General features: G+C 65.2%; 20 protein-coding genes and 1 pseudogene. 15 read left to right on the top strand and 6 right to left on the bottom strand.

Going from position 1 to position 20068, the window contains the following annotated elements:
- Positions 1–2: 2 nt before the first annotated feature.
- Positions 3–992 (bottom strand): cobaltochelatase subunit CobS, encoded by a 990-nt coding sequence (gene cobS, locus CHX26_RS07790; protein ID WP_104941878.1) that lies wholly within the window; start codon positions 990–992, stop codon positions 3–5.
- Positions 993–1108: 116 nt separating this feature from the next.
- Here cobS and CHX26_RS07785 point away from each other — a divergent pair, with 116 nt between their 5' ends.
- Positions 1109–1960, top strand: a complete 852-nt coding sequence (locus CHX26_RS07785) for an oxygenase MpaB family protein (RefSeq protein WP_104943336.1) — start codon at positions 1109–1111, stop codon at positions 1958–1960.
- 24 nt (positions 1961–1984) lie between these two features.
- The gene (locus CHX26_RS07780; RefSeq protein ID WP_104941877.1) at positions 1985–2611 is read left to right on the top strand and encodes a glutathione S-transferase family protein; all 627 of its coding nucleotides are present in this window, start codon (positions 1985–1987) and stop codon (positions 2609–2611) included.
- Here CHX26_RS07780 and CHX26_RS07775 read toward each other — a convergent pair.
- Both CHX26_RS07775 and CHX26_RS07770 read right to left on the bottom strand, forming a co-directional pair.
- Positions 2608–3201, bottom strand: a complete 594-nt coding sequence (locus CHX26_RS07775; RefSeq protein WP_104941876.1) for a J domain-containing protein — start codon at positions 3199–3201, stop codon at positions 2608–2610. The two genes, CHX26_RS07780 and CHX26_RS07775, sit on opposite strands and share 4 nt — an antisense overlap.
- Positions 3202–3265: 64 nt before the next feature.
- Positions 3266–3883, bottom strand: coding sequence for a DUF6445 family protein (locus CHX26_RS07770; RefSeq protein ID WP_104941875.1), 618 nt, complete (start codon positions 3881–3883; stop codon positions 3266–3268).
- Between the two features lie 98 nt (positions 3884–3981).
- On the opposite strand from CHX26_RS07770, the gene CHX26_RS07765 reads away from it, so the two are divergent.
- From CHX26_RS07765 to CHX26_RS07750, 4 genes are read left to right on the top strand one after another with little or no spacing between them, the layout of a single operon-like run.
- Entirely contained in the window at positions 3982–4254 is a 273-nt protein-coding gene (locus tag CHX26_RS07765) for a BolA family protein (RefSeq protein ID WP_104941874.1), read from the top strand.
- Positions 4251–4706: an NUDIX hydrolase gene (locus CHX26_RS07760; RefSeq protein WP_104941873.1), complete on the top strand. Its 456-nt coding sequence runs from the start codon at positions 4251–4253 to the stop codon at positions 4704–4706. The genes CHX26_RS07765 and CHX26_RS07760 overlap by 4 nt, the downstream gene beginning before the upstream one ends.
- A gap of 52 nt (positions 4707–4758) precedes the next feature.
- Positions 4759–5571, top strand: a complete 813-nt coding sequence (locus CHX26_RS07755) for an SDR family NAD(P)-dependent oxidoreductase (protein ID WP_104941872.1) — start codon at positions 4759–4761, stop codon at positions 5569–5571.
- The gene (locus CHX26_RS07750) at positions 5568–6464 is read left to right on the top strand and encodes an alpha/beta fold hydrolase (protein ID WP_104941871.1); all 897 of its coding nucleotides are present in this window, start codon (positions 5568–5570) and stop codon (positions 6462–6464) included. The genes CHX26_RS07755 and CHX26_RS07750 overlap by 4 nt, the downstream gene beginning before the upstream one ends.
- On the opposite strand, the gene CHX26_RS07745 is transcribed toward CHX26_RS07750, so the two are convergent.
- Positions 6461–7558: a DUF2332 domain-containing protein gene (locus CHX26_RS07745; RefSeq protein ID WP_233997072.1), complete on the bottom strand. Its 1098-nt coding sequence runs from the start codon at positions 7556–7558 to the stop codon at positions 6461–6463. The genes CHX26_RS07750 and CHX26_RS07745 overlap by 4 nt on opposite strands.
- A gap of 45 nt (positions 7559–7603) precedes the next feature.
- On the opposite strand from CHX26_RS07745, the gene hisG reads away from it, so the two are divergent.
- The 8 genes and pseudogenes from hisG (at position 7604) to CHX26_RS07705 (ending at position 16593) form a co-directional block, all read left to right on the top strand.
- Positions 7604–8296 (top strand): ATP phosphoribosyltransferase, encoded by a 693-nt coding sequence (hisG, locus tag CHX26_RS07740; protein WP_104941870.1) that lies wholly within the window; start codon positions 7604–7606, stop codon positions 8294–8296.
- On the top strand, positions 8293–9588 hold the full coding sequence (hisD, locus tag CHX26_RS07735) for a histidinol dehydrogenase (RefSeq protein WP_104941869.1): 1296 nt from the start codon (positions 8293–8295) through the stop codon (positions 9586–9588). Before hisG ends, hisD begins: the two co-directional genes overlap by 4 nt.
- Positions 9585–10052 carry a transcription antitermination factor NusB gene (gene nusB, locus CHX26_RS07730; protein ID WP_104941868.1) on the top strand — a complete coding sequence of 156 codons (468 nt, stop codon included), beginning with the start codon at positions 9585–9587 and terminating at the stop codon, positions 10050–10052. The genes hisD and nusB overlap by 4 nt, the downstream gene beginning before the upstream one ends.
- A 154-nt stretch (positions 10053–10206) precedes the next feature.
- On the top strand, positions 10207–11064 hold the full coding sequence (thiL, locus tag CHX26_RS07725) for a thiamine-phosphate kinase (RefSeq protein ID WP_104941867.1): 858 nt from the start codon (positions 10207–10209) through the stop codon (positions 11062–11064).
- Between the two features lie 186 nt (positions 11065–11250).
- The gene (locus CHX26_RS07720; RefSeq protein ID WP_104941866.1) at positions 11251–13416 is read left to right on the top strand and encodes a sodium-translocating pyrophosphatase; all 2166 of its coding nucleotides are present in this window, start codon (positions 11251–11253) and stop codon (positions 13414–13416) included.
- A 184-nt stretch (positions 13417–13600) separates the two neighbouring features.
- The gene (locus CHX26_RS07715; protein ID WP_233997330.1) at positions 13601–14776 is read left to right on the top strand and encodes a GNAT family N-acetyltransferase; all 1176 of its coding nucleotides are present in this window, start codon (positions 13601–13603) and stop codon (positions 14774–14776) included.
- Positions 14773–15651: a cupin-like domain-containing protein gene (locus tag CHX26_RS07710; RefSeq protein WP_104941865.1), complete on the top strand. Its 879-nt coding sequence runs from the start codon at positions 14773–14775 to the stop codon at positions 15649–15651. The genes CHX26_RS07715 and CHX26_RS07710 overlap by 4 nt, the downstream gene beginning before the upstream one ends.
- A 22-nt stretch (positions 15652–15673) precedes the next feature.
- Positions 15674–16593: pseudogene (locus tag CHX26_RS07705) on the top strand (acyl-CoA thioesterase).
- Between the two features lie 31 nt (positions 16594–16624).
- Here the strand turns inward: CHX26_RS07705 and CHX26_RS07700 are convergent.
- Together CHX26_RS07700 and CHX26_RS07695 are read right to left on the bottom strand one after the other, a co-directional pair.
- Positions 16625–17395 (bottom strand): hypothetical protein, encoded by a 771-nt coding sequence (locus CHX26_RS07700; protein WP_104941864.1) that lies wholly within the window; start codon positions 17393–17395, stop codon positions 16625–16627.
- Between the two features lie 195 nt (positions 17396–17590).
- On the bottom strand, positions 17591–18406 hold the full coding sequence (locus tag CHX26_RS07695) for a universal stress protein (protein WP_104943333.1): 816 nt from the start codon (positions 18404–18406) through the stop codon (positions 17591–17593).
- A gap of 150 nt (positions 18407–18556) precedes the next feature.
- Between CHX26_RS07695 and CHX26_RS07690 the strand changes: the two genes are divergently transcribed.
- Entirely contained in the window at positions 18557–20053 is a 1497-nt protein-coding gene (locus tag CHX26_RS07690; RefSeq protein WP_104941863.1) for a carotenoid oxygenase family protein, read from the top strand.
- Positions 20054–20068 lie beyond the last annotated feature (15 nt).

Genomic DNA, 20068 nt, shown 5'->3' with positions numbered 1-20068 from the left:
GCCTACCGCTTCTTCGCCGCGCCTTCCGGCAGGTCTTCGCCGAACACCCGCTGGTAGTATTCGGCCACTAGGGTGCGCTCCGCCTCGTCGCACTTGTTGAGGAAGCTGAGGCGGAAGGCGAAGCCGGTCGATCCGAAGATCGCCGCATTCTGCGCCCAGGTGATCACCGTGCGCGGGCTCATCACGGTCGAGATGTCGCCGTTCATGAAGCCCTGACGGGTCAGTTCGGCGACCTTGACCATGTCTGCGATCAGCTTGTCGTCGGCCTGCGGCGTCTTCGACTTGACGATCTGCTGTTCGACATTGGGCGCCAGGTAATTGAGCGCGACGACGATGTTCCAGCGGTCCATCTGCGCCTGATTGATCGCCTGCGTGCCGTGATACAGCCCACTGGTATCGCCAAGGCCGACCGTGTTGGTGGTCGCGAACAGGCGGAAGAACGGGTTGGGCGTGATCACCCGGTTCTGATCGAGCAGCGTCAACCGGCCATCGAACTCCAGCACGCGCTGGATCACGAACATCACGTCCGGGCGGCCCGCGTCATATTCGTCGAAGGTCAGCGCCACCGGGTGCTGGAGCGCCCAGGGCAGGATACCTTCCTTGAATTCGGTCACCTGAAGCCCGTCCTTGAGCACGATCGCATCGCGCCCGACCAGATCAATGCGGCTGATGTGCGCATCAAGGTTGACGCGGATCGAAGGCCAGTTCAGCCGCGCGGCGACCTGTTCGATATGGGTCGATTTGCCGGTGCCGTGATAGCCCTGCACCATCACCCGGCGGTTGTGCGCAAAGCCCGCCAGAATCGCCAAGGTCGTGTCCGGATCAAAGACATAGGCCTCGTCCGTTTCCGGCACGTGCTCGTCGCGCACCGAGAAGGCGGGCACCTGCCAGTCGACATCGATGCCGAACACCTCGCGGACATCCACGGTGGTATCGGGCTGGGAGGGCATGGCGTTTTCGCCGGTGACGTTGTTCTTGGAAGGGTTTGTCATCGCCGGGTTCGGTTAGAACGCATGGCGCGCGCCTGCAAGCCATGGTTTGGCGCAAATGGCTGGCAATTTGACGAGCGCGTTTCCCTCGCACCCGGTTCGCTCCTATAGTCATGCGCATGGCCGATCCCGTCGAATCGCTGCGCCTCAGGCTGGTTTCGCAGGTGCGCGGCGTGTTCCACGATCAGGCACAGGGTCAGCAGCCCACCCCGCCCTCTGACGAGGCGCTGTTTGAACGCGATACGCCGATCCGGCTGGTGCATGCCGATATCGTCGGCATGATGACCGGTGGGGTGCGCGCGCTGCTGCTGCAGATGCTCCACCCGCACGCGCTGCAAGGCGTGCTCGACCATTCCAATTTCCGCGAGGATATGCACGGGCGGCTTCGGCGCACGGCGCGCTTTATCGCGGTCACCACCTTTGCCCACCGCGACGAAGCGATGAAGGCGATCGACCGGGTGAACCGCATCCACGCGCGGGTCGGCGGCACCCTGCCTGACGGCACGCCCTATCAGGCGACCAACCCGCGCACGCTCGCCTGGGTACACGTCACCGAAGCGCAGAGCTTCCTTGCGGGCTATCTGCGCCATGTCCGACCCGACATGCCGGGGCGCGATCAGGACGAATATTACCGCCAGTTCGCCGTCATCGCGCGGGCGCTGGGTGCTGATCCGGTGCCGGAGACCCGTGCCGAGGCTGACCGCATTTTCAGGCTGTTGCGCCACGATCTTGCGACCTCTCCCGAAGCGCGTGAGGTCGCGCAACTGGTGCTGAGCCAGCGGCCGCAAGGCACGCCGCGCAGCGTGCAGACGATGATCACCGCCGATGCCGTGGCCATGCTGCCCGATTGGGCGCGCACCATGCTGCATCTGCAACGCCCGCGCCTCACCGCCCTGCCCGCGCGCGCGGCGACGTGGGGCATGGGCCGCACCCTGCGCTGGGCTTTCCGGCAAGCACCGGCGCGAAAATAAAGACTGCGGGGGAGACAACGATCCATGACCGAGTTCACCTTCTACACCGTCGCCATGAGCCGCGGACAGATTGCGCGCTGGGCGCTTCACGAGGCAGGTGCGGATTACGAACATGTGGTGTTCGACTGGGCGACCCGCCCGGCGATCCTCAAAAGCCTCAACCCGATGAACAAGGTGCCGACCCTGGTCCATCACCTTGACGGCATGGATCACGTCATCACCGAATGCGCGGCGATCAACCACTACCTCGCCGAAACCCACCCGCAGGCAGGCCTGCTGCCCGACGCGCACGAACGGGCCGCCTATTTCCGCTGGCTGTTCTTCGCCGCCGGGCCGCTCGAACAGGCCGTGGTCGGCAAGGCGATGGGCTGGGAAGTGCCCGAGGGCAAACAGGGGATGGCGGGGTTCGGCAGCCTCGAACTGGCGCTCGACACGCTCGATAGCTGGCTGTCAAAGAACGACTTCATTGCCGGCAGCCGCTTCACCATGGCCGATACCTATGTCGGCAGCCAGTTCGTCTGGGGCCTGCGCTTCGGCTCGATCCCCGAACGCCCGGCTTTCCGCGCCTATGTCGATCGCATCACCCAGCGCCCCGCCTATGCGGAAGCGAACGCCATAGATGCCGCGATCATCAAGGCGTCGCAGGGCTAGGCGAGCGCTGCACTTTTCTTCAGTAGCTGATAGGCATCGACCACCGCAGTCAGCCGCGCCTCGTGCCGCCGGTCACCACCGTTGCGGTCAGGGTGATAGCGGCGAACGAGTTCCGAATAGCGTCGCCTGAGCCGTGTGCGATCCGTGTCCGAACCCAGCCCCATGACCTCCAGCGCCTGCGCTTCCTCACGGCTGAAGCGCCCGCCCATCGCGGCGCGCGCCTCGCGCTCGGCACGCGATTTGATCCCGCGCGCGCGGGCGGAAATGGCATCCAGAGGATCGGCATAGTCGGCCCAGCGCGGCGTGTCGCCGATGCCCGCCGTGGGGCGGAACACCCGACTTTCGGTTTGCCACCCGGAAATCGGAGACTGGGCGCGCAGGATCTCTTCGGCGCTCATGCCTTCGAACCAGTCATAGCCCGCATTGAACTCGCGGACGTGCTGAAGGCAGAACCAGCGCCATTCGCCCGGCCCGTCGAAGCCATGCGGGCGGCGGCCGGGCGCGCGGAACTCGCCCGCTTCACGGCATCCGGGCGCCTCGCACCGACGCGCGCTGTCTTCATAACGACCATGGAAACGGGGCGAGGGCATGGCCGGGCAAGGTGGCAAGTGGCAGCGCGAAATCCAAGGGCGAAAATCACGCCCGGTCTTGCAATCAGCGCATCCGGGCCGGATCGAGTGTGAAGAACATCACCTGGATCAAGCGGCCATTCTCGACCGAATTGCCAAAGCCCGAACAGGCCGTGTGCCAGAACCACGGGCGCAGCAGCACCAGCCGGTTGAAGCGCATCGGGATTTCGAAGGTCTTTTCCCATGCAGCAGGCCGCAGGCTGTCGCGCCCAAGGATGGTGTTGCAGGCCTCCGACACCGTGGCATAGCCCATCGCCTGCGCTTCGGCGTCGTTGATCGGCGCACGATCAGTATTGGTCGCCTTGTGCCGGAAAAAGCGCGTGCCGCCCCGGCAGTCCTGCGGGCGCGAAAGATAGAGGATCCCCGACCACTGCGAATCGTCCACATGGACGCGCGCATTCTTCGGGTCGCTGGCGAGCGTCAGCCGGCACTTGCCATGCGATGCCAGCGGCTCCACCGGCTTGAGCGGCTCTCCGGTCAGATGCGAAACATAGTCCGCCAGACCCGGCAGGGTCAGCCGCTGCACGCTGTTGCGACCGGGATAATTGCCCTGCTGTTCGGGGTAGTCGAGCCCCAGCGCCGTCTGCCGGATGCTCTCCGGGTTTTCGAGAAAATCATCGACGACAATAAATGATGTGGGCATGGCAGCGCCCGGATAGCCGCATGGCGGGGGCTTTGCAAACCGCAGTGCAGGCCCCACATCGCGCCCAGCCAAAGGCCAGCCAAAGGAGAGCCAAGCGCATGACCGGAACCGTCGCTGAAGAAATGCACGCCCTGTTGACCGCAGCCTTTGCCCCCACGGCCCTGACGATCATCAACGACAGCGCCAAGCATGCGGGCCACATGGGCGATGACGGATCGGGCGAATCGCACTTCACCATCGCAATCGAAGCGGCTGCCTTTGCGAACATGAACCGCCTCGCCCGCCAGCGCGCGGTGATTGCGGCGCTGGGCGATATCGTCGGCCAGCGGGTGCATGCCGTGGCGATCAAGGCGAGCGTGCCGGAGGCGTGAGCGTGCTCAATCCGGCCCTGCGCCTGCGCCGCGCGGCCCGGCTGATCGTGCTCGATCCGCAGGGGCGCGCGCTGATGTTCCGCTATGACGTGCCGGGGCGCGATCCCTTCTGGGTGACGGCGGGCGGCGAATGCGAGCCGGACGAGAGCTTTGAAGATGCCGCGCGCCGCGAGTTGTTCGAGGAAACCGGCATCAATGCCGATCCGGGCGAGCAGATCGCGCGCATGACGCCCGAGTTCATAACGGTCGAAGGCGAGCCGGTGCAGGCGGACGAACGCTTCTTCCTCGTACGCGTTACCGAGGCCCGCGTCGATACCGCAGGCCACACCGCACTGGAACAGGCGCTGATGACGCAGCACCGCTGGTTCACCCTCGCCGAGCTGGAAAGCTGGGACGAGGCGGTATTCCCGGTGAACCTTGCCGACATGATCCGGTCGCAAATCGCAACCTGATTGCGCCCCGCCCGCCCGCTCGCTAGTCCTTTCGTCCCAAAGGGAGAGAGCAATGGACTATTCGGGCAAGGTGGCGTGGATCACCGGGGCATCATCGGGCATCGGCGCAGCCCTCGCGCGCGAACTGGCGGCGCGCGGCGCGCACGTGGTGCTGTCGGGCCGGGATGAAGCACGGCTGGCCGAGGTGGCGGCAGATTGCGGCGAGAGCCTGATCCTGCCCTTCGATGTGCGTGACGAAGCCGCGCTCGCCGAAGCCACCGCCAAGGCGATTGGCTGGAAGGGCGGCGTCGATATCGCCTTCGCCAATGCGGGCATCTCGCAGAGGAGCCGCGCGCTGAAGACCTCGATGAAAGTCTACCGCGATATCATCGAAGTTGACCTCACCGCGCAGATCGCCTTCAGCCAAGGCCTCATCGGCCACATGGCGACACGTGGCTCGGGCGCGCTCGGGTTCATTTCCTCGATTGCGGGCAAGGTCGGGGTGCCGATGCGCACCGCCTATTGCGCGGCGAAGTTCGGGCTGGCGGGCTATGCCGACGCCCTGCGGGCCGAGCTGTCGCAGACCGGCGTCAGCGTCCACACCATCTACCCCGGCTCGGTCGCCACCAATGTCTCGCGCAATGCGCTGACCGCGGGCGGGGAGCGGCGCGGCACATCAGATCCCGCCATCGACAACGGCATCCCCGCCGATGTGGCCGCCCGCGCAATGCTCGACGCCATCGCCGCCGGAACACGCGAGATCATCGTCGCCGAGGGCGGCGAGCTGGCGATGGGCGAACTGCGGCGCACACCTGACGCCCTGTTCGATCAGATCGCGGGGATGGTCGCGAAAGGCTACATGGAAAAGCTGGAGGCCGCCGAATGAGCACGTTCGAACTCAAGCGCGTGGCGCTGCCCAATGGTATTCACCTCAACATCGTCGATGAAGGGCCTACGCACGCACCGGTGCTGATTTTCCTCCACGGTTTCCCCGAAAGCCACCGCACCTGGCGCCACCAGATCGCGCATTTCAAGGATCGCTTCCGCTGCATCGCCCCCGACCAGCGCGGCTACCGCGGCTCGTCCAAGCCGCAGGAGGTCTCTGCCTACACTCCCGACAAGCTGATCGGCGATGTGTTCCTGCTGGCCGATGCGCTGGGGATCGCGCATTTCACCATCGTCGGGCATGACTGGGGCGGCGCAATTGCCTGGGGCGTGGCGCTGGGCGGGCAGCACGCCCGCGTCACCCGCGCCATCATCGCCAATGCGCCGCACCCCGTCACCTTCCAGCGCCTGCTCTACACCCACCCCGGCCAGCGCGAGGCGAGCCAGTATATCCGTGGCTTCCGCGACCCCGCCAATGATGCGCTGGTGAAGGAACACGGTCTGACCGGGCTGCTGCTGAAGGAGGTCAAGTGGGACCGTCCCTCGGCGATGGAGCCGGAAGAACGCGACGCCCTGCTGCGCGACTGGCAGAACCGCGATGCCGCCTTCGGGATGCTCAATTACTACCGCGCCAGCCCGATCGACGTGCCGCCGATGGACGCGCCTTTCGCCATCCCCGAAGGCTGGACGCCCCCTGCCCTGCCCAAACTGACCATCCCGACACTGGTGATCTGGGCTTTGGACGACCTCGCGCTGCCGCCGGAAAACCTTGAAGGGCTGGACGACATCATCGACCCGCTCACCATCGTGCGCGTGCCGGATTGCGGACATTTCGTGCCATGGGAAGCGCCGGATGCGGTGAACGCGGCGATGGAGGCGTTTCTGGCGGGTTAGACCAGCCACTCCACATCCACCCCATGCGGGTGCGACCAGGCGAGCTGCACCTCCCGGCCTCCCCCGCCCGGCCAATACCGAACCGTGAGCTTGTGGCGGTGGACAGTGCGGTCGGCCTCGACCTGAACCCACGCGAGCGGACGCTCACTGGTCGCCTTCGCGCGGGCGGCTTCCATCGCGGCGGTGATGCGGGCCTGCTGATCCTCCGGCACATATTGCCACACGATCGAGTGCATCAGCACCCGCGTGGTGGCCGCCTCCTGCGGGCTGGCGAGCTCGGCCTCGACGAAATCGGCGGCGTTCATGGGGACGATCTCGGGCTTCTTTTCCAAAGCTGCGCGGATTGCGGCGTCCATCCGCCCGAAGCGGATGGTATGCTCGGGCCAGATGTAGGCCTTCAGCCGCAGCGCCTGCGCCGGATCGGTGAGGTCGACCGGGGCAACATCACAGCCCCTCGTGCTGACAATCGCGATATCCTGCGAAGGCGGCGGTGGCCCCATCCACGCGGGCGCAAGGTGCATCGCCGCATCCTGTGGACCGACCTTCACTCCGCCAAGGTCATAGGCATAGCGATCCAGCATCAGGTTGATCCCCGCGCTCGACCCGATTTCGAGACACTGGAAGCGAGGCGGACACCCCTGCGCCGCCAGCCACAGCATTGCCGCGATGAAATTGGACGACCGCCCCGCCTCGTTGGTCTGCGGCGGGCCATCGAGCCAGGGCAGCAGGGCGGCTTCGTGGCGCGCGATCACCCCTGCGATCAGCGCGGCATCATCGGCAGGCTCCCCGCGATAGATGGCGCCCAGTTCCGGCGCATCGCCTGCAAGATAGAGCGCGTGCAAGCCGCCCGTCACCCGCAGCGGCATGGCGTCGGCAAGCGGTGCGCCCGGCCAATTGCGCACTCGATCAAACAGCGCGCCCTGCTCGCCCGCCGCCAGCAGCGCGCCGAGCGCCGTCAGCACCCGGCCTGTGAGCGGCGCGCCGTTGCGCGCACAATAGGCGACCTGATTGGCAAAGGCGCGCGCGGGCGCATCGGGGCCGAAGATATTCATATCGACCGCCTCATAATCAGGCCGCTGCGGCGAACCCTGCATCACCATTGCCCTTTTGCCCTGCGCTAACTAAGTGCCGCCACCAAGATGACCGTCAATCCTCACCCCGGCAACCCCGGCCAGCTCACCTTTGCCATTCCCAAGGGCCGCATTCTTGATGAAGCGCTGCCGGTGATGGCGCGCGCCGGGGTGGAGCCTGATGCAGACTTCTATAATCCCAAGAGCCGCGCTCTGGCCTTCGGCACCAACCGCGCCGACATGCGCCTGATCCGTGTGCGCGCCTTTGATGTCGCAACCTTCGTTGCCCATGGCGCAGCGCAGGTCGGCATTGTCGGCTCGGACGTGATCGAGGAATTCGACTACGCCGATCTCTATGCACCGGTCGATCTCGGCATCGGGCATTGCCGCCTGTCGGTCGCCCGCCTTGCCTCCGACGACAACGAGGGCGGCAGCGCCAGCCACCTGCGGGTCGCCACCAAATACCCCAGCCTCACCCGCCGCCATTTCGAAGCGGCGGGCGTGCAGGCCGAATGCGTGAAGCTCAACGGCGCGATGGAGCTGGCACCGTCGCTCGGCCTTGCGCGCCAGATCGTCGATCTTGTCTCGACCGGCACGACGCTGCGCGAAAACGGCTTGGTCGAAACCTCGGTCATCCTCGAAATCTCGGCGCGCCTGATCGTCAACCGCACCGCGCTGAAGACCGATCCGCGCGTGCCTGCGCTGGTGGATGCCTTCCGCCGCGAGGCCGAGGAACGCGCCCGGAAAGCAGCCGCTGCATGATCAATATCCTCTCCACCCTCCAGCCCGATTTCGAAGCCAGGTTCGCCCGCATCGTCGATGCCCGGCGCGAAGCCGACAGCGATGTCGCCGGACAGGTCACCGACATTCTCCAGACGGTGAAGCTGCGCGGCGATGCGGCGCTGGCCGAATACACCCACCGCTTCGATGGCTACGCCCTTGCCGATGATGCCGACTGGATCATCACGCGCGAGGCCTGCGAGGACGCCTATCGCACCCTCGACCCCGATCTGCGTGAGGCGCTGGAACTCGCCGCCGCGCGCATCCGCGCCTATCACCAGGCCCAGCTTCCCGCCGACCGTGACTATACCGATGCCGCGGGCGTCAGACTGGGTGCGATCTGGCGGGCGGTCGATGCGGCGGGGCTTTATGTTCCGGGCGGGCGCGCGGCCTATCCTTCCTCGCTGCTGATGAACGCCATTCCGGCGCGAGTGGCGGGGGTTGAGCGGCTGGTGGTCGTCACCCCGACACCCAAGGGCCAGACCAATCCGCTGGTGCTCGCCGCTGCGCATATTGCAGGCGTGGACGAGATCTGGCGCATCGGCGGGGCGCAGGCAGTGGGCGCGCTGGCCTATGGCACCGAGCGCATCCGCCCGGTCGACGTCATCACCGGCCCCGGCAATGCCTGGGTGGCCGAGGCCAAGCGCCAGCTTTACGGCGTGGTGGGGATCGACATGGTGGCCGGGCCGTCTGAAATCCTCGTCATCGCCGATGGCAGGAACGATCCCGACTGGATCGCCGCCGATCTGCTGTCGCAGGCCGAACACGACCCGACCTCGCAATCGATCCTCATCACCGATGATGCGGGCTTTGCGCGGCAGGTGGAGGATTGCATCGACTTGCAGATTCCGCAGCTGTCGACCGCCAAGACCGCGCGCGCCAGCTGGGACGCGCACGGGGTGATGATCGTGGTCAATGATCTGCTGGCCGAGGCCCCGGCGCTGGCCAACCGGCTCGCGGCGGAACACGTCGAAATCGCGGTCGATGACCCCGCGCCCTATCTCGGTGCGATCCGCCATGCCGGGAGCATCTTCCTTGGCCGGATGACGCCGGAAGCCGTGGGCGACTATGTCGCCGGGCCCAACCACGTCCTGCCCACCGGGCGCCGCGCGCGCTTTTCGAGCGGGCTGTCGGTGCTCGACTTCATGAAGCGCACCAGCTTCCTCGGGCTCGATGAAACCTCCTTCGCTGCCATCGGCCCTGCTGCTGCCACACTCGCCCATGCCGAGGGATTGCCCGCGCACGCCAAATCCGTGGAATTGAGAATCCGATGAACACCCCTGCCCGATCCAAGGCCCGCTCGGCTGCGCGTCTCGCCGCCGTTCAGGCGCTTTACCAGCAGCACATGGAAGGCACCGCGCTTGCCCGGCTGCTCGACGAATTCCACCAGCACCGGCTGGGCCGCACCATCGACGAGGACGCCTTCGACGAGGCCGAATATGCCGAGGCCGAAGTGCCGTTCTTCGATGATGTCGTGCGCGGGGTAGACGCGCGCCGCGACGAGATCGATGCAGTGGTGGCGAGCAAGCTGGCGAGCGGCTGGAGCCTTGCGCGGCTCGACAAGGCGATGCTGCAAGTGCTGCGCGCCGGAACCTACGAACTGCTGGCCCGTGCCGACGTGCCTGCGCCGGTGGCGATCAACGAATATGTCGAGGTCGCCAAGGCGTTCTTTGACGATGGGCAGGCCAAGTTCGTCAACGGCATTCTGGATGCGGTGGCGAAAGAAGCGCGCGGCTGACACGGTCTTAACCGGGGCTTGATCGCGCTTGCCCCTCTCCAGACTCCCTCTCGCCCCGCTTCGTCCCCCTCCAGAGAGGGCCTTGCCATCCCTGTTTCACGTGGAACATCGAGGTTTCGACAAGCCGGGGGCGATTGGCTAGGCATTGGCGGTCATGAACGAGGCTGACTTCATCAAGGCGCTGGGCGGCCTGCCGCTCCACCCCGGCGCGCGCGATCTGGCGGATGATTGCGCGGTTCTGTCGGTCGGCGGCGAGACGCTCGTCATCACCCACGACATGATGGCTGAAGGCACGCATTTCCGCGGGGATGCCGACATGGCCGATGTGGCGTGGAAGCTGGTGGCGACCAACCTTTCCGATCTGGCCGCCAAGGGAGCAGAGCCGGTCGGCGTGCTGATCGGCCATATGCTCGGCCGTGATGATGATCGGTTTATCAAAGGCTTGCATGAGGCGCTGGAGGCATTCGATGTGCCGCTGCTGGGCGGGGACACCATTGCCGGGGCAGGCCCGCGCGCCCTCGGCCTGACGGCGATCGGACGGGCGACCCATGTGCCGGTTCCGGCACGGAGCGGCGCGAGGCCGGGCGATCACGTTTACCTCACCGGCCCGGTCGGACGGTCGATGCTCGGCTTCGAGGGTGATCCCGATCACCTTGCAGCCTTCAATCGCCCCATGCCGCGCCTTTCCGAGGGGCGAATACTTGCCCCTTATGTGACTGCAATGATGGATGTTTCCGACGGTTTGCTGCTCGATGGCTGGCGTATGGCGAATGCCAGCAAGGTCACCATCGCGCTTGACCGGGAAGCCATCCCGGTTGCCGATCCGGCCCGCCGCGACAGCTGCATCCGCTGGGGCGATGATTACGAGCTGCTGTTCACCGCCCCGCCATCTGCGCCGGTGTCTGTGGCAGCGCACCGCATCGGCACTGTAACCGCGTGCGGCGGCGCGCCGCTGCTGCTGGGCGAGGACGCCCTGAGCGATCCGGCAAGCCTCGGCTATCGCCACGGCTGACACCTATTGCGTCCGGACTGCCCCTGACAAAAACGTTGAAAGCGGCGCAAAACCCGGGTTGGCACTCTGCGAAAGGCTTGCCAGCCCCTTGTGAACCCCTATGACTTGTCGCCCTGCGCCCGCGGGATCAAACGAGGCGCATGTCTTCTTCACGGAAGATCATAAAATAACGAGAGGGGATTGCTCGTGAATCTATTGCTCATTTCGATTGGGCTGGGGGTGCTTGCCATTGTCTATGGCATCGTCACCAGCTCGCAGGTGCTGAGTGCCAGCGCCGGCAACGCGCGGATGCAGGAAATTGCCGCCGCGATTCAGGAAGGCGCACAGGCCTACCTCAACCGCCAATACACCACCATCGCAATCGTCGGCGTCGTCGTTGCGGCGATCGTCGCCTTTGCGCTGGGGACGACCGCCGTGATCGGCTTTGTCACCGGCGCGGTGCTTTCGGGCGTGGCGGGCTATATCGGCATGAATATTTCGGTGCGGTCCAACGTGCGCACGGCGGAAGCCGCAAGCCAAGGGCTTCAGGCGGGCCTCACCCTCGCCTTCCGCGCGGGCGCGATCACCGGCATGCTGGTCGCGGGCCTTGCGCTTCTGGCGATTGCGGTGTTCTTTGCCGCGATGATCGGGCCGATGGGGCTGACCCCGTCGAGCCGCGCCGTCATTGACGGGCTGGTGGGCCTTGCCTTCGGGGCATCGCTGATCTCGATCTTTGCGCGTCTGGGCGGCGGGATCTTCACCAAGGCGGCGGACGTCGGCGCGGACCTTGTCGGCAAGGTGGAAGCGGGCATCCCCGAGGATGATCCGCGCAACCCCGCCGTGATCGCGGACAATGTCGGCGACAATGTCGGCGACTGCGCGGGCATGGCGGCCGACCTATTCGAGACCTACGTCGTCACCGTTGGCGCGACCATGGTGCTGACCGCGCTGTTGCTGACCGGCCTCGGCGATCTGCTGCTGCCAATGATGGCGCTTCCGCTCCTGATCGGGGGCGTGTGCATCGTCACCTCGATCCTCGGCACCTATTTCGTGCGCCTCGGCGGCGGGACCAATGTGATGGGGGCCATGTACAAGGGCTTCATCGTCACCGCCGTGACCTCGATCCCGGCGATCTATGGCGTGATGCAATATGCGCTCGGCGACATGAGCGCCAGGATCGGCGACAACACGCTGACCGTCACCGAAACCTTCGATTCGGAGACAGGCACCGCCATCACCCAGAGCGACGTCACACTCGGCTTTACCGGCATGGACTTGTTCCTTTGCGCCCTGCTTGGCCTCGCCATCACCGGCCTCATCATCTGGATCACCGAGTATTACACCGGCACCAAGTACCGCCCGGTGCGCTCGATCGCCAAGGCCTCGGAAACCGGCCACGGCACCAACGTGATCCAGGGCCTCGCGATCAGCCTCGAGGCGACCGCGCTGCCGACGCTGGTGATCGTGGCGGGCATCATCATCGCCTATGGCCTCGCCGGGCTGATGGGGATCGCCTATGCGGCGACCTCCATGCTGGCGCTGGCGGGGATGGTCGTGGCGCTCGACGCCTATGGCCCGGTCACCGACAACGCCGGCGGGATCGCCGAGATGTCGGGGTTGGACGATAGCGTGCGCGAGAAGACCGACCTGCTCGACGCGGTGGGCAACACCACCAAGGCGGTGACCAAGGGCTATGCGATCGGTTCGGCGGGCCTCGGCGCGCTGGTGCTGTTTGCCGCCTACACCACCGACCTTCGGACGTTCTTCCCGAATGTCGAGGTGGACTTCAGCCTCGAAAACCCGTTCGTGATCGTTGGCCTGCTGCTGGGGGCGCTGCTGCCCTACCTGTTCGGGGCGATGGGCATGACCGCGGTCGGCCGTGCGGCGGGCGACGTGGTGGTGGACGTGCGCGAGCAGTTCCGCACCAACCCGGGCATCATGGAAGGCACTTCCAAGCCCGACTATGCCCGCACCGTCGACCTCGTCACCAAGGCGGCGATCAAGGAGATGATCATCCCCTCGCTGCTGCCAGTGCTGGCGCCGGTGGTGGTCTACTTCGTCATCACCGGCATCGCCGGGCAGGACAACGGCTTTGCGGCGCTCGGTGCGCTGCTGCTCGGCGTGATCGTGGGCGGGCTGTTCGTGGCCCTGTCCATGACCGCAGGCGGCGGGGCGTGGGACAACGCCAAGAAGTACATCGAGGACGGCAACCACGGCGGCAAGGGCTCTGAAGCCCACAAGGCCGCGGTGACGGGCGACACGGTCGGCGATCCCTACAAGGATACCGCCGGTCCGGCGGTCAACCCGATGATCAAGATCACCAATATCGTCGCGCTGCTGCTGCTCGCAGCGTTGGCGCACGGGGCGGCGTAACGTTTCAACTCTGTGGTGACAATCCTCAACCCCGCCGGGAGCAATTCCGGCGGGGTTTATCTTTGCCCGAACCGCTGTCCCCAAACCGGACACGAGCCTCTGGCGCTGAGGATTTCTTAAAAACCATGCAGTATTGCAGATACCGGAAGGTGCGGAGGGCTGCGCCTGAACGGGATAGACCGCGATGGACATGGCGCGTGCGGACAGTTTTCGCACTGGTACCAAGGGCTATCCCCCCACGGCTCTGCCTCATGGCGAGCTGCGGTTCCTGACCGTTGACGACCTGCGTCAGCCAGCCTTTCTGGCTGCATGGGGTCGGCTTGTGCGCAACGCCGCCGAACCCAATCCCTTCTTCGAACCGTGGTTCCTGATCCCCTCGCTCGACCAATGGGGCGCGGCCGAACGGGTGCTGGTCAAGGCGTGGTTCCACGAAGGGCGGCTGGCCGGGTTGCTGCCGGTGGTGCGCAGCGCCGACTATTACAGCCACATCATCACCCATGCGAAAGGCTGGCTCCATGCCAATGCCTTTTGCGGCGTGCCGCTGGTCTCTGCCGGACATGAACAGGCGTTCTGGCGCGACCTGCTCGCCCATTTCGATCGCCGCCCGCGCCGCGCGCTGTTCTGGCACCTGCCGCTGATTCCGGCTGATGGCCCGGTCAATGCAGCGCTCGAACAGGTGCTCGCGGCGCGCCGCCGCGCCCATTACACCGTCGCCGAGGAAAACCGCGCCTTCCTGACGGGCAGCAGCACTGCGGTCACCTATCTCGAAGCGGCAATGAGCGCGAAGAAGCGCAAGGAACTGCGCCGCCAGCACAACCGGCTGACAGAGGCAGGCACGCTCACCTTCGAGAGGCTCGAGGGAACCGTTGGCCTTGCTGATTGGACGGCTGAATTCCTCGCGCTCGAAGCGGCAGGGTGGAAGGGCAAAGCCCGCTCCGCGCTTGCCAGCGCACCGGAAACACGCGCCTTGTTCGAACAAACGCTGGCGGGCGCGCCGGAGGCCGGTCGGCTCGAACGATTGGCCCTGCGGCTTGATGGCCGCGCCATCGCCATGCTGGTCAATTTCATCACGCCGCCGGGCGCCTACAGCTTCAAGACCGCCTTCGACGAGGATTACGCCCGCTTCTCTCCGGGGATGCTGCTGCAGCTCGAAAACCTCGCGCTGCTGGAACGGCCCGATGTGCAATGGGCCGATAGCTGCGCGGTCGAGGGCCACCCGATGATCGAACGCCTGTGGCGCGACGGGCGCCGCATGGTCAGCCGCAACATTGCCATCGGCGGATGGCCCAGGCGCGCCGCCTTCCGCCTGCTGATGGCCTATGAGACTCGCCCCCGCAAATCCCAAGAGACAACCGCATGAACGCCCCTGCCCGCTTCACCGACGCCCTGCCTGCAACCGTCTTTGACGCTGCTGCCCGAAGCCGCTTTGCCGCGCATTACCCCGAACAGCCCCACATCCTGACACACAGCCTCACCAGCCACCCGCTGCTTGAGATCGAGGCTCTGGCTGCCCTCGCCGAAAAGCTTCCCATCACCAGCGTCGAATACAACCGTGGCGATCTGCCGATCGGGGTGGACGGCAAGCCCGGCTCCAACGGCATGACCATCGCCGAGACGATCCGCAAAGTCGCCGAGGCGGAAAGCTGGGCGGTGCTCAAGAACATCGAACAGGTGCCAGCCTACGAAGACCTGCTGCTGGGCCTGCTGGAGGAAATCCGCCCGGAAATCGAAGCCGCGACCGGCGCGATGCTGACGCCGCAGGGGTTCATCTTCGTCTCCTCGCCCAATTCGGTCACGCCCTATCACTTTGATCCGGAACACAATATCCTGCTCCAGATCAGAGGCTCCAAGGTCATGACCCAGTTCCCGGCAGGCGACACGCGCTTTGTGCCGGACGAGGCGCATGAGACCTACCATTCGGGCGGCCCGCGCGAATTGAAGTGGGACGACAGCTTTCTCGTCCACGGCACCGAATTTCCCCTCTCCCCCGGAGAGGCACTGTTCGTCCCCGTGATGGCGCCGCATTTCGTGAAGAACGGCCCCGCCCCGTCGGTCTCGCTCTCGATCACCTGGCGTTCGGAATGGAGCTATCGCGAAAGCGATGCGCGGATCATGAACGCGATCCTGCGCGAGAAAGGCTTCCGGCCCGTCGCGCCCTGTCGCTTCCCGCAGCAGAACTATGCCAAGGCCTATGCCTTCCGCATCATGCGCAAGCTGGGGTTGACCGGAAACTGACAGCGCCGCATGGCCGCGTGCCATGAGCGACACACCTAGTCCCGAACAGTTGGTCGCAGGCCTTGTACGCCTGCTGACAGTCGAAAAGCGCGCCGCCGATGTCTATGCCGGGCCGCCGCAAGCCGACGGGATCGGGCGCGTGTTCGGCGGGCAGGTGCTGGCGCAGGCCTTGCAGGCGGCGCAGGCGAGCGTGACCGATGGCAAGTGCGCCCATTCGCTCCACGCCTATTTCCTGCGCGGGGGGCGCGAGGGTTCTCCCATCGAATATCGGATCGAACGCGACTTCGACGGACGCAGCTTCGCCAACCGCCGGGTGGTCGCCTCGCAGGAAGGCGAGGACGGGACGCCGGTGCCGATCCTCAACCTCACAGCCAGTTTCCAGCTGCCGGAAGAAGGCCTTGAACATATCGATTCGCCCATGCCGCTTGTGGCCGGGCCGGAGGATCTGCGTCCCGACATGGAGGTGCGCCGCGAGCTGGCCGAACAATGGGGCGAACGCCTCAGCGAACAGCAGCGCCGCCTGATGCTCCGTCCGCGCCCGATCGAGATGCGCACCATTGACCGGTTGCACTGGATGAGCCGCGATCCGCAGCCGCCGCGCGCGCGCATACCTGGTTCCGGGTGGTGGCGCCGATCACTGGCGAGGCCGATACGCCCGAACTTCACCGCGCGATCATCACCTATGCCAGCGACTACACCCTGCTCGGCACCAGCGCGCTGCCGCACGGCCTGAGCTGGATGCGCAACGAACTGGTCGGCGCGAGCCTCGACCACGCGCTGTGGTTTCACAGGGATGCACGCGCGGATGAATGGCTGCTCTACGCCACCGATGCGCCGTGGAGCGGCGGCGGGCGCGGCTTCAATCGCGGGCGGATCTTCAATCAGGCGGGCGAGCTGGTCGCCAGCGTCGCGCAGGAAGGGATGATGCGGCGGCGCAAATAGCGGCCCTCATCACCCCCTTCTTGCACCAAGCCTAGCAGCCTTCGCCGGTCGGCACGCCCAATTCGGATGCCGCTTCCTTGAGCAGCCCGCCGAGGCCCTTCTTCTTCTTGGGCTTGGGAACGCATTGCTTGACCGCTGCCTCGGCTGCCGAGGCAGGGTTGGCCGCCGCGCCCACCACGCTCGTTGCGGCCTGAGCGCCGCTGCCGGGGATGGGATTGCCATCGCGATCAACCCGGCCGAAGATTGTGAAATAGGCGGGCGTATATTCCTTGCCCTCGGGCAGATCGGCCTGGCGTGCGCCTTGCTGCTTGCCAGTCAGGCGGTAGGAGTTCTGATAGATCGCGTTGTAATCGGGATAGCCCTTGGCCGCGTCCTTGCGGGTCAACTGGCCATAATCCGAGACGCAATACAGGCCCCAGTCGTCAATCTCGTCCGGACCGCATTCACCATCGCCCTTGCGCCGCACCTTGGGCGGATTGGCCGCAGTGGAGGTGCAGGCATTGCCATCGCTGGGGACAGTGAAATAGCCAACCGGGCAACGATCCAGCGGATTGGCCTTGATCAGCGCGCCTGCGGTGGAGGCCGTGTAGGTAACGCTGCCCTCAACGCAGTAATAGGCTCCGCTCCCGATGTAACCGGGCGCGCAGGCCTCGCTCTGGGTCTTTCTGACATAAGCCTTCTTGGCACCTTTGTCGGGATAGCAGGTGTCATAGCCCGCCTTGGTCATGCTGACGTCCTTCGGACGATCGCGCCAGCCCGTCGGGCAGCCTGAATTGGATGACGGCTTCTTGATGGTATTCATGGAACCCTGCGCCTACGCGGGTGTCGCCGCCGCAAGGCTCAGAACCGCCGCCGCCATAACGCCTGCCAAGCCAAATCGAAGCATCATTCATTCCCCCCAAATGGTTTTCCAATCGGAAGGAGGGATGGCGAGATTGGCCCATTTTTGCAAGCCACATTAAAACCTTACGTTACGTAAGGTCGTCCAAACCAAGGCTTAATGCGCGAGCAGAATCGGCATCTGCGGATCGCTCAGCATCCGGCGCGTGACCCCGCCGAGCAGCATCTCCGCAAGGCGCGAATGGCCATAGGCGCCCATCACCATCAGCGAACATTCGCGCAACTGCGCCGCCGAAAACAGCGTATCCGCGATCTTTGCTTCACCACGCGGAATCTCGACCATCTCGCAATCGATCCCGTGACGGCTGAGATAGCGCGCTCCGTCGGTGGCGGGGAAATCATAGCGCGGCTTGTCGCTTTCCTCGGCAATGCTCACCAGCGTCACCTTGCACGAACAGGCCAGCAGCGGCACCGCCGCGCGCAGTGCATGGGCCGCTTCGGCAGAACCGTTCCACGCGACCATCATCGGCGCGCTGACATCAAGGCTCGCCGTCTCGCCCGGTACCACCAGCACCGGCACTGGCGCCTTGAGCACCAGATCACCCACCAGCGCCGATGGCCCCCGCCCACTTTCGCCCGCTTCGGCCGGGCCGACGATCACCAGATCGGCAAGCGGCGATGCTTCAAGCAAGCGATGCGGGGCAATCCCGTATACGAACCGCCAGTCCCATGGCACGCCTTCGTGATCGAGTTCGCTTTCGATCTGGCTGCGCAGTTTCTCGGCGTTCTCCTTGATCACCGGCATCGCCGCAGCAATCGCCGAACCATAGAAATCCCCCGGCGCGAAGACTTCATAACTGACCGCCTGCAAGCAGGTGATGTGGCCATTGGTGGCCCGCGCAATATCGAGCGCGACCTGCAAACGGGCTTTCATCGCGCTGTCGTGGTCGATGTGCAGCAGAATCGATTTCATGGCGTGTCTCCCATTGATGGAACCCATTATCGACCCGTTGGGCGGAGCTGCCTTGATCGGGATCAAATTTCCAGCGAGGCGCCCTTGCGCTTCATACCAGCTTGCAAGCCTCCCGCCCATTGCTAGTCTTGGCACTTGGGAGAGGACATCATGCAGATCACGCGCCATCCACCGGTCAAGACCACGCTGGAACCGTCGAACCACCCCTATCTGACCGGGCCCTGGACTCCGCTGCATGAGGAAGTCGACGTCGCGCAGCTGCCGGTGATCGAAGGCGCGATCCCCGCGGACATCGATGGCATCTATCTGCGCAACACCGAAAACCAGGTGCATCAGCCGCTCGGCCGCCACCATCCGTTTGATGGCGATTCGATGATCCATCAGGTCAATATCAGCGGCGGCAAGGCAAGCTATCGCAACCGCTTCGTGCGCACCCATTGCTTCGAGGCGGAGCAGATCGCGGGGCAATCGCTATGGGGCGGGCTGATGGATCCGTGGGGAACCTCGAAGCGCCCCGGCTTTGGCGCGCATGGCGGGCTGAAGGATACCGGCTCCACCGACATCATCGTCCATGCTGGCACGGCCTATGCCACGCTCTACCAGTGCGGCGAGGCGTGGATGCTGGATCCGGTCACGCTCGCCAGTCGCGGCAAGGCACCGTGGGTGCCATTGGACGGCATCTCGGCCCACCCCAAGGTCGACGAGGCGACCGGTGAGCTGATGTTCTTCAACTATTCAAAGCATCCGCCCTTCATGCATTACGGCGTGGTCGATCGCACCGGCGTGCTGGTGCATTATGTTCCCGTCCCGCTGCCGGGGCCGCGCCTGCCGCATGATATGGCGATCACCAAGAACTGGTCGATCCTCAACGACATGCCGCTGTTCTGGGACGAGGAGCTGCTTGACCGGAACATCCACGCCGCGCGGTTGCACGAAGGCGTCCCCACCCGCTTTGCCCTGATTCCTCGTCGCGGCCAGCCGGAGGATATCCGCTGGTTCGAAGCCGCGCCCACCTATGTCCTGCACTGGACCAATGCATGGGAAGAAGGCGACGAGGTGATCCTCGAAGGCTATCATCAGGCCAAGCCCATGCCCGATCCGCTGGAAGAAATGGGCCGCTACAGCCACATGATGGCCTATGTCGACGAACACTCTTTCCAGAGCCGCCTGCACCGCTGGCGCTTCAACCTGAAAACCGGCGAAACCCGCGAGGAACGCCTGAGCGAGCGGATCGTCGAATTCGGGATGATCAATCCGGCCTTCGCGATGCGCAAGAGCCGTTATGTCTGGTCCACCACCACCCGGCCCGGCTGGTTCCTGTTCAACGGTTATGTTCGCCACGACACGCAGACCGGTGAGGAACAGGTCTACCGCCTGCCCGAAGGGGTCTATGCCAGCGAAAGCCCGATGATCCCGCGCAAGGGCGGTTCGGCTGAGGATTCGGGCTATCTCATCACTTTCCTGATCGACGAAAACACCGGTACCTCGCAATGCGCGATCCTCGATGCATCGGACGTTACCAAAGGCCCGATCTGCCGCCTTGCCCTGCCGCACAAGATCTGTTCGGGAACGCACTCTGTGTGGGTTGAGCATGATCAGCTGCGCAAGGATGCGGCCTTCCATGCACGGCGTTTTGCGTTGGCCTGACAGGCAACGGGCAGG

Source organism: Porphyrobacter sp. HT-58-2, from assembly GCF_002952215.1.
In the GTDB taxonomy this organism is placed as follows: Bacteria; Pseudomonadota; Alphaproteobacteria; order Sphingomonadales; family Sphingomonadaceae; genus Erythrobacter.
The sequence above is the reverse complement of the archived record's forward strand: the minus strand, read 5'-3'. Positions and strand labels throughout refer to the sequence as shown.